The organism is Luteibacter sp. HAY1-4A (assembly GCF_056755355.1).
Window position 1 is genome coordinate 17,934 of sequence record NZ_JBNDHZ010000061.1, and the last position, 9,154, is coordinate 27,087.

Here is a 9,154-nt window from a genome sequence, read left to right on the forward strand (position 1 = left end):
TTCCAGACGCGGCTCCTACGGCGCATCGCCGGCCTGCCGGCGTGCGACCTCCGCTTAACGCCGCATGCCATAATCCACGGTCCTACAGCCGACCGTGCGAATCATGGCCCGCCGCATCCTCGTCACCAACGCCCTCCCCTACGCCAACGGCCCGCTCCACCTGGGCCACATGCTCGGCTACATCCAGGCCGACATCTGGGCGCGGGCGCAGCGTATGCAGGGCCACGAAGTCTGGTACGTGGCCGGCGAGGACGCCCACGGCACACCGATCATGCTGGCGGCCGAGAAGGCCGGGAAGTCGCCGGAAGACTACATTGCGGACATTCGTGCGGGGCACGAAGCCGACTTCACCGACTTCCATTTCAGCTACGACCAGTACCACACGACGCATTCGCCGGAGAACCGAGAGCTCGCCACAGCGATCTACACGCGGCTGCGCGAAGGCGGCTACATCGCCCGCCGCGATATCCAGCAGCTGTACGATCCCGAGCGCGACATGTTCCTGCCCGACCGCTACATCAAGGGCACCTGCCCCGTGTGCGGCACGCCGGACCAGTACGGCGACAATTGCGAGAACTGCGGCGCCACCTACGCGCCGACCGAACTGCGCAATCCCTATTCGGTGATGTCCGGCGCCACGCCGGTGCTGCGCGATTCCGAGCACTATTTCTTCGAACTCGGGAAGTTCGAAACCCTGCTGCGCGACTGGTTCGCCGGGCGCTTCACCGACGGCAAGGCCGTGGCCAACGCGGGCGTCGCCGCCAAGCTGGCCGAGTGGCTGGATGGTGGCCTGCGCGACTGGGACATCTCCCGCGACGCCCCGTACTTCGGCTTCCCCATCCCCGACGCGCCGGGCAAGTTCTTCTACGTGTGGCTCGACGCGCCCGTGGGTTACCTGGCCTCGTTCAAGGCGTTGTGCGAGCGCACCGGCCTGCGCTTCGACGACTTCCTCGGCCCGGACAGCCAGGCCGAGATGCACCACTTCCTCGGCAAGGACATCATCAACTTCCACGGCCTCTTCTGGCCGGCGATGCTGCACGGCGCGGGCATGCGCACGCCCACCGCGCTGCACGTGAACGGGTACCTCACCGTGAACGGCGCGAAGATGTCCAAGTCGCGCGGCACCTTCATCCAGGCGCGCACGTACCTCGACAGCGGGCTGGACCCGGAAGCGCTGCGTTATTACTTTGCCACGATGCTCACCGAGAACCCGGTGGACGTGGACCTCGATCTCAAGTCGTTCGAGGAACGGGTCAACTCCCACCTCGTGGGCAAGTGGGTGAACATCGCCAGCCGCACCGCCGGCTTCCTGCATTCGCACTTCGACGGAAAGCTCGCCGACCGCTTCGAGGAACCGGTTTCCGCGTGGTGGCCGAGTTTCGTCGCCGGCTACGACGACACGGTTGCGCTGTACGAGACAGGCGACCTGGCCGAGGTGTGCCGTCGCTTCGTGGCCCTGGCCGACGACGCCAACGGTTACATCGCTGCCATGGCGCCGTGGAAACTGGCGAAGGACGAGAGCCGCCGCGGCGAGCTGCACCAGATCTGCACCCTCGCCATCCACGTGTTCCGCCTGCTTACCAGTCTCGTCAAGCCCATCCTGCCGAAGACGGCGGCGCTGGCCGAAGACTTCCTCGGCGTACCGGCGGTGCATTTCGCCGACGCGCGCCGCGAATTGTTCGGCCACACCGTAAACGCCTTCTCGCCGCTGTTCGGCCGCCTGGATCCCAAGAAGATCGAGGCCATGGTCGAGGCGTCGAAAGAATCCTTCTCGCCCGCGGAACAGGCCAAGGCCGCCGCGGAAGCAAAGCCCGTCAAGAAAACCAAAGAAGCACCGAAAGCCATGACCGACGCCACGACCGAAACCGCCACCATTTCCATCGACGACTTCGCCAAGCTCGACCTGCGCATCGGCAAGGTCACGGCGTGCGAATTCGTCGAAGGCTCGGACAAGCTGTTGCGTTTCGAGCTCGACGCCGGTCCGCTCGGCAAGCGGCAGATCTTCTCCGGCATCCGCGCCGCCTATGGCGAGCCGGAAAAGCTGATCGGGCGCAACGTGGTATTCATCGCCAACCTCGCGCCGCGCAAGATGCGCTTCGGCCTGTCCGAGGGCATGATCCTCTCGGCCGGCGACGGTGGCGCGGATCTCTTCCTGCTCGATGCCGACCAGGGCGCGGCACCGGGCGCCACCGTCCGCTGACAACCCCGTTCGGCCGCGCCAGCCATGACGCCAACGCTCGCCGACCGCATCGACGGACTGCTTCCGCAGACGCAGTGCGAGCAGTGCGGGTTCCACGGCTGCCGCCCGTACGCGGAAGCGATCGCCACCGGTGAGGCGGCGATCGACCGCTGCCCGCCCGGGGGTGCTGCCGGCATCGCCCGATTGGCCGCCCTGCTCGATCGCCCCGTGCTGCCGCTCGACACCTCTCGCGGCGTGGAAAAGCCGCGCACGCTTGCGCGCATCGTGGAAGCGGATTGCATCGGCTGCACGAAGTGCATCCAGGTGTGCCCCGTCGATGCCATCGTCGGATCGTCGAAACAGATGCACACGGTCGTAGTCGACCTCTGCACGGGTTGCGAACTCTGTGTACCGGCCTGCCCCGTCGATTGCATCGCGCTCGATCCGATGCCGTTGGCCCAGGCGGACGACCGCGCGCATGCCGACGCCGCCCGATGGCGATTCCAGCGCCGCGAGGGGCGCCTGGCGCGCGAGCGCGAGGCACGCGAGCGCCAGCTCGCCGCCAGCAAGGTGGAGGTCGCGGCACCCGCGGCACGCAATGCCGTGCTGGAAGCGCTTGCGCGCGCGAAAGCCAGGAAGAAGGACAGCCCGTGAAGAAAGCCAACGTAGTCGAGATGTTCACCCGCCTCCGCGAGCTGAACCCGCATCCGAAGACGGAACTCGAATACACCACCCCGTTCGAGCTGTTGGCCGCGGTCGCGCTCTCGGCGCAGGCCACCGACGTGGGCGTGAACAAGGCCACGCGCAAGCTCTTTCCGGTGGCGAACACGCCGCAGAAGATCCTCGACCTGGGCCTCGAGAAATTGAAGGGTTACATCAGCACCATCGGCCTCTACAACAACAAGGCGAAGAACCTCATCGCCATGAGCCAGATCCTCGTCGACCGCTACGCGGGCGAGGTGCCGACCACGCGGGAGGCGTTGGAAGAACTGCCGGGTGTCGGCCGCAAGACGGCGAACGTGGTGCTCAACACGGCGTTCGGCCAGCCCACCATCGCGGTGGACACGCACATCTTCCGCGTTGCCAACCGCACCGGCCTGGCACCGGGGCCCGACGTGCGCAAGGTCGAGGACAAGCTGGAAAAGGTGATCCCGAAGGAATTCATCCAGGACGCCCACCACTGGCTCATCCTCCACGGCCGCTATGTGTGCAAGGCACGCAAGCCGGAATGTCCGCGCTGCGCCATCGTCGACCTGTGCGCGTACAAGCACAAAACCAAACCCGACTGACTCGCGGAAGCTTCAGGCTTTGTGTGGGAGCCGCTTGAGCGGCGATGGGTGCTCGCCGCAAGCTTGCCCGCTGCCGCGGGATCGCCGGCATAGCCGGCTCCCACAGATGAGCTATGCGGTGCGTCTGGAACCCTCGACGCGCCTGCCCAGTTCGTGCCAGTCCACCACCAGTTCGCAGCCGCGCTTCGAAGCATTGCGACCCCACTCCCGCAGCAATTCCAGCGACGCCTGGTCGATGTGGTGCAGGCTGTCGAGGATGACCGAGAGACGCGTGTTCGGCGGGATGCGCTCCAGCGTGCGAGCCATGGTCGGCACCTTCAGGAAGGTAGCCGAACCCTCCAGGCGGAGCGTGGCTACACCCGGTTCGTCGTGGTGCGTCACGTCCATCTTCAGCCTGGACGAAAGCAACGCAAGGCGCAGCAGCGACATGGCGAAGCCGATGATCACGCCCGTGAGCAGGTCGGTGGCGACGATGGCGACCGTGGTGGCCACGTAGACGGCCGCGGTGCCCTTGCCGTAGACCGCGAGGTCCTTGATCTGCTTCGGGTTCACCATCTTCACGCCGGTGAAGACGAGGATACCCGCGAGGCACGATACCGGCGTCATGCGCATCAGCCACGGCAGCAGCATCACGAAGCCGAGCAGCCAGCCGCCGTGCATGATGGCGGCCATGCGCGTCGCGGAGCCCGCCTGCACATTGGCCGCACTGCGCACGATCACGCCGGTCATCGGCAGTGCGCCGAGGAAACCGCAGATGAGGTTGCCCACGCCCTGCGCGGCGAGTTCGCGGTCGAAGTTGGTCCGCGCGCCGTCGTGCATCCTGTCGACCGCGGCCGCCGACAGCAGCGTCTCCGCGCTGGCGATGAAAGCGAACGTGGCGGCAGCGACCAGCAAGGTGGCGTCGAACACGCCGAAGAGACTTCCGAGCGTGGGCAGGTTCACCGCCGAGAACAGATTGGAAGGCACGTCCACCCGCTTAACGTCGAGTGCGCCGAACTGTGCGACGAGTGTCATCGCCACCACGGCCAGGAGCGCACCCGGAACGAAGCGCAGCTTTGCCGGGCGGAGCTTTTCCCAACCGAGCATGATCGCGATGGTGCCCAGGCCGATCATGAGCGCGCCGGGAGCCTGCCCCTCGCCCGCACCCGTGATCGATTCCCATGCCGCAGCAGGCAAGGCGGCGAAGTTCTCGAGACCGCGCGCCTTCGGGATGGCATCGAGCAGCACGTGCGACTGCGAGGCCACGATGAGGATGCCGATACCGGACAACATGCCGGCCACCACGGCCGGCGAGGTCATGCGGAACCAGACACCCACGCGGCACAGGCCCGCCACGACCTGGATCAGGCCGGCGAGAAGCACGACGGGGCCAAGGGCGGCCACGCCGTGCTCGCGCACCAGTTCGAACACCAGCACGGCCAGGCCCGCCGCAGGCCCGCTGACCTGCAGCGGCGATCCGGCAATGGCACCGACGACGAGGCCGCCGACGATGCCCGTGATCAGGCCCGCACTGGGCGGCATGCCCGAGGCGATCGCTATGCCCATGCATAGCGGCAGTGCGACAAGGAAGACGACCACCGATCCCAGGAGGTCGCGGCCAAAAAGGCCTTGGGAGAAATATGCACGCATGGGAGGTCCTTAAGCGGCGGAAGCGACCGGCGTCGGCGTGGAGAACCGCGCATGCGGCGTGGCGTCCGGCACGTTGCGATCACCTGCGACCAGGGGGCGGAAGCGCCCCTCGGCCGGATCGAAGACGGTGATCTCCGTCTTCGCGATGTCGTAGATCCAGCCGTGGATACGCAGGCTGCCGTTCGCCATCGCCGCGGCGACCGCCGGCAAGGTACGCATGTGTTCCAGCTGGCCGACCACGTTTTCCTCGGTGAGGTAGCGAAGGCCTTCCTCGCCAAGGATGGTCGGGCGATTCTCGGCCACCACGTAGCGGGCGACATCCGCATGCTTCAGCCACTGCTCCACGGAAGGCTTGCCCTTGAGCGCCGCCGGATTCTGCAGTGCCTTCATCGCGCCGCAGTCGGAATGGCCACAGATGACGATGTGCTGCACCTTCAGCGCCGTGACCGCGTACTCGATGGCGGCCACGACGCCGCTGACGTGCTGCGCATAGGGCGGCACGATGTTGCCGACGTTGCGGTACACGAAGAGATCGCCGGGCTGCGTCGCGAAGATCATCTCGGGCATGATCCGCGAATCGGCGCAGGTGATGAACATGGTATGCGGGGTCTGGCCCGAGGCAAGGCGAGCGAAGAGTTCGCGCTGCTCGGTGGTCATGTGGCGGCGGAAGTGGTCGAAACCTTCGATGAGACGTTCCATGACGTGTTCCTTATTCAGAGCTTTGGGGGTGACGGGCGCGAACGCGTCCGCCTGCGCCCGGCGATGGCCGTAAGCGCTTGGGGAAAAGGTTGTCGCGCGTGGGCGCGAGGACGCGCCGGGGATCAGGCGATCGGAGGGCGCAGCTCGGAGCCGCGGCGATGCGCGTAAGCCGTGGGCATGTGGCCCGGGGGCTGTCCCGGATAAAGCCGTGGCACGGTGACCACGTGTTCCGCCGGCAGGTCGAAGGTGTCGTCGAGTCCGTTGTTGTTGTCTTCCAGCGACGGGACGATGTCTTCGTCGCTCGGATCGGCGATGCCGCCGGCGTCGTTTTCGACGTCGAGGACCAGCGGAGCGTGCAACGCGTCGGCGATGTCACCCGCCGCGTGGCAAGGCATGGCATGAACCCCGGCACACACGACGAAGAGCGCGAGGAACGCGATGAGCGTACCTGCGATGCGTCGTATGGACATGGCCGGGGAATGGTTCATGCGCTCGAACCTACGGAGCGAATGTGACAGATGCAAGAGGGTTTCCGCATCGGGTTCAGGCTCGCCGCATACTTCATGCGAAAAACCCGTACCAGCGCACTGTTTCGCGGTCTGTCGAGGCGCGCGGATGCGTTTTCGTTCAGGCATTGCCTGCGAGCAACCGCACGACGCGGTTGAGACGATTCGCAATTAGGCGGCCAAAAAAAACGGCGGGCTTGCGCCCGCCGTCGGTTCGTCCTTGAGTCGAACTCCCTTCCGATACCGGTCAGAAGCTGAGCATGCCCCAGAAGCCGACTTCGTCGGTCTTGTAGTGGTACGGGGTGGCGTATGGGCCATCCAGGCGGTTGTGCTTGTACACGAGCGCGAGCTTCAAGTTCTTCAGCACGTCGTACGAGACGCCGGCGTTGTAGTACTTGTCTTTCAGTTCACGCTCGGTATCGGCGATCGTCGTGTACTTGTAGCTGACGCGATCGTAGCGAGCGAACACGGCCCACTGCGGGTCGAAGTGCCAGTCCGCCCACAAGGAGTAGCCGTCGGCCTTGTCCTTGATGGAAAGCGGAGCCGGGGTGGCGCCGCCCTGGTACTTCAGGATGTCGTCCCAGTTCTCGGAGTGGAAATACTCCACGCCCGCGCCGAAGGTCTTGTCACGCCACGCCACGAGGGCGTCGCCACGGGTGGCGGTACGCGTCGGGGCACCGTTCTCGACGTCGTTGCCGCGCTTGCCGGTGTAGCCGCCGACCGCGATCACCATCTGCTCGATCGGCGAGTAACCGAAGCGGCCTTCCGCGTCCACGGTCTTCGAACGGCTCAGGTTACGATAGCCGCGGCCGTTGACGACCGACAGCTGGTAGTTGACCGAGTTGTCGCCGGTGGTGGCGCCAAGGGCGTGCAGACCCCAGTCCGACGAGTTGCCGAAGGCGCCCACGCCGCCGGCGGTCGCGGTGGAGCCGCTGCGGCCACCCTCGAACGAACGGTCGGTGATGGTGTTCTCGACGTAGCGGTAGCCGTACCACTTCTCGACGAACGGAATCCAGGGCATGTCGGCCGCACCGAAGCGCACGGTGAAGAGCGGATCGAACTTGCCCTGCACGTAGGCCTTCTTCACGAACAGGCTGGTCTGCGACAGCGTCGACTGGTAGTTGAAGTCGGTGGTCAGGTTGGCCGACCAGACATCGTCGAAAGTGTGATCGACGACCAGGTAGAAACGCTTGACGTCGAAGCCGGTACCGTTGGTGGCGCCGTGGCCGTCCTTCTTCACGTTCGGACCGCTGCCGATCTTCTCCTTGTGATCCATGTCGGAGAGGTCGAAGAACATCGTGCCGCCGATGTGGGTGTTGTCCACGATCTTGGCCAGCTTCTCGACCTTCTTCGACAGGTCGTCCGTCGGCTTGGTGGCCGCGACCTGCACGTCGTTCACGGCCTTGGCCGTTTCGATCTGCGCGTCGGCCTGGGCTTCCTGCTTGCTCTCGAGGTCGGCCACCTTGGCCTGGAGGGCGGCGAGCTGCGCCTGCAGCTGCTGGAGGGTGGCGGCGTCGACCGTGACCCGGGCCGGCTGCTGCGACTTCGGCGTCGCGGCAAGGGCCGAGAAGCTGGTCACGCCCAGACCGGCGGCAATGGCCACCGTGAGCAACTTGGAACGCATGGGATGTCTCCGCATTAGGAAAGGAATGGCGTTTGGCTATGAACCCCTGTGTCCCCTTGAGATTTTTCGGTCCGAAAATGCTCAAAGAGGCCAACGGCGCGAAGGATGGGCCGCCGGTTTTACCGTTCCATGCCTTTTTTGTTACAAATCGGCGACACGCGCACATCCGCTTAACGCGGACGTCCCTAGCCCCGGGCTGATATCCTTTGCGGATGGATACGACGAGCAACAGCACCGCTTCGACAATGGCCGGGCGGTTCAGGGGATTCCTGCCGGTCATCGTGGACGTCGAAACCGGCGGCTTCGAATCGGAGCGCGACGCCCTGCTGGAAATCGCGGTGGTGCCCGTGGCCATGGAGCCATCGGGGCTCCTGGTTCCCCAACCGGTCGTGGCGGCCAACGTGGAGCCATTCCCGGGCGCCAACATCGACCCCCGCTCCCTCGAAATCACGGGCATCGATCCGGATCACCCGTTCCGCGGCGCCCTGCCGGAACGGCAGGCGCTCGACCACGTATTCAATGCCGTGCGCGAAGCCGTGCGTGCGGCGGGCTGCCAGCGCGCCGTGCTGGTCGGCCACAACGCCGCGTTCGACCTGGCGTTCCTTAACGCGGCGGTCCGCCGTGTCGGCCACAAGCGGAACCCGTTCCACCCCTTCAGTTGCTTCGATACCGCCACCCTGGGCGGCCTGGCCTACGGGCAGACGGTGCTGAGCAAGGCGGTGCTCGCCGCGGGCCTCGCGTTCGACACCCGCGAGGCCCACTCGGCCATCTACGACGCCGAGCGAACGGCGGAACTCTTCTGCGAAATCGTGAACCGCTGGCGACGGCTGGAACTCGCGGAGCGCGAACAGGCCGCCCCCGTCGTCGCCTGAGCCCCTTCGTAAGTTCCTAATATGACACCGAAATGGCGAGTGTCATCCGCCTGAAACATTCGGTACGTCTCATTGCAACACGGCAGGGCTGGAATACGGCCCCGGGCGGGCTTCGCCCGACACTTTTTCCATCGAGGGGATTTCTCCGTGTTCACACGCAAACTCCGCATTGCCGCGCTGGTCGCCGCTTCGCTCTTCGGCATGTCCGCCGTGCAGGCCACCGACATCACCGGCGCCGGCTCCAGCTTCGTCTACCCCGTCCTCTCCAAGTGGTCCGCGAAGTACGCCGAGTCGACCGGTAACAAGATCAACTACCAGTCCGTGGGCTCCGGCGCGGGCATCGCGCAGATCAAGGA

9 protein-coding genes are annotated in these 9,154 nt (G+C 65.7%); 5 read left to right on the forward strand and 4 right to left on the reverse strand.

The annotated features are described in order from the left end of the window. Positions 1–103: 103 nt before the first annotated feature. The 3 genes from metG to nth are packed head-to-tail and all read left to right on the forward strand — an operon-like array spanning position 104 to position 3,468. Entirely contained in the window at positions 104–2,200 is a 2,097-nt protein-coding gene (gene metG / locus ACPYOD_RS17075; RefSeq protein WP_481302907.1) for a methionine--tRNA ligase, read from the forward strand. Positions 2,201–2,224: 24 nt separating this feature from the next. Then, positions 2,225–2,833, forward strand: coding sequence for an electron transport complex subunit RsxB (gene rsxB / locus ACPYOD_RS17080; RefSeq protein ID WP_481302908.1), 609 nt, complete (start codon positions 2,225–2,227; stop codon positions 2,831–2,833). 20 nt (positions 2,834–2,853) lie between these two features. Beyond that, positions 2,854–3,468, forward strand: coding sequence for an endonuclease III (gene nth, locus ACPYOD_RS17085; RefSeq protein WP_481302914.1), 615 nt, complete (start codon positions 2,854–2,856; stop codon positions 3,466–3,468). Between the two features lie 111 nt (positions 3,469–3,579). Here the strand turns inward: nth and ACPYOD_RS17090 are convergent, their stop codons facing one another. The 4 genes from ACPYOD_RS17090 to ACPYOD_RS17105 all read right to left on the reverse strand — a co-directional run bounded on the left by ACPYOD_RS17090 (position 3,580) and on the right by ACPYOD_RS17105 (position 7,926). After that, positions 3,580–5,097 (reverse strand): SulP family inorganic anion transporter, encoded by a 1,518-nt coding sequence (locus tag ACPYOD_RS17090; protein ID WP_481302909.1) that lies wholly within the window; start codon positions 5,095–5,097, stop codon positions 3,580–3,582. 9 nt (positions 5,098–5,106) lie between these two features. Then, a complete protein-coding gene (locus ACPYOD_RS17095) occupies positions 5,107–5,796 on the reverse strand; it encodes a carbonic anhydrase (protein ID WP_481302910.1) in 690 nt (229 codons plus the stop codon). A 122-nt stretch (positions 5,797–5,918) separates the two neighbouring features. Next, positions 5,919–6,284, reverse strand: coding sequence for a hypothetical protein (locus ACPYOD_RS17100; RefSeq protein WP_481302911.1), 366 nt, complete (start codon positions 6,282–6,284; stop codon positions 5,919–5,921). Between the two features lie 265 nt (positions 6,285–6,549). Continuing rightward, entirely contained in the window at positions 6,550–7,926 is a 1,377-nt protein-coding gene (locus ACPYOD_RS17105; RefSeq protein ID WP_481302912.1) for a porin, read from the reverse strand. A gap of 212 nt (positions 7,927–8,138) precedes the next feature. Between ACPYOD_RS17105 and rnt the strand changes: the two genes are divergently transcribed. Continuing rightward, positions 8,139–8,798 (forward strand): ribonuclease T, encoded by a 660-nt coding sequence (rnt, locus tag ACPYOD_RS17110; RefSeq protein WP_481302913.1) that lies wholly within the window; start codon positions 8,139–8,141, stop codon positions 8,796–8,798. A gap of 201 nt (positions 8,799–8,999) precedes the next feature. Next, positions 9,000–9,154 (forward strand): substrate-binding domain-containing protein (locus tag ACPYOD_RS17115; RefSeq protein ID WP_481302915.1); only part of this gene is annotated, 155 nt, incomplete at its 3' end.

What these genes read in the sequence shown, in the direction of transcription:
- rsxB (WP_481302908.1), top strand. Translation starts at nt 2,225, where the DNA reads ATGACGCCAACGCTCGCCGACCGCATCGACGGACTGCTTCCGCAGACG.
- ACPYOD_RS17095 (WP_481302910.1), bottom strand. Translation starts at nt 5,796, where the DNA reads ATGGAACGTCTCATCGAAGGTTTCGACCACTTCCGCCGCCACATGACC.
- nth (WP_481302914.1), top strand. Translation starts at nt 2,854, where the DNA reads ATGTTCACCCGCCTCCGCGAGCTGAACCCGCATCCGAAGACGGAACTC.
- rnt (WP_481302913.1), top strand. Translation starts at nt 8,139, where the DNA reads ATGGATACGACGAGCAACAGCACCGCTTCGACAATGGCCGGGCGGTTC.
- ACPYOD_RS17100 (WP_481302911.1), bottom strand. Translation starts at nt 6,284, where the DNA reads ATGAACCATTCCCCGGCCATGTCCATACGACGCATCGCAGGTACGCTC.
- ACPYOD_RS17090 (WP_481302909.1), bottom strand. Translation starts at nt 5,097, where the DNA reads ATGCGTGCATATTTCTCCCAAGGCCTTTTTGGCCGCGACCTCCTGGGA.
- ACPYOD_RS17105 (WP_481302912.1), bottom strand. Translation starts at nt 7,926, where the DNA reads ATGCGTTCCAAGTTGCTCACGGTGGCCATTGCCGCCGGTCTGGGCGTG.
- metG (WP_481302907.1), top strand. Translation starts at nt 104, where the DNA reads ATGGCCCGCCGCATCCTCGTCACCAACGCCCTCCCCTACGCCAACGGC.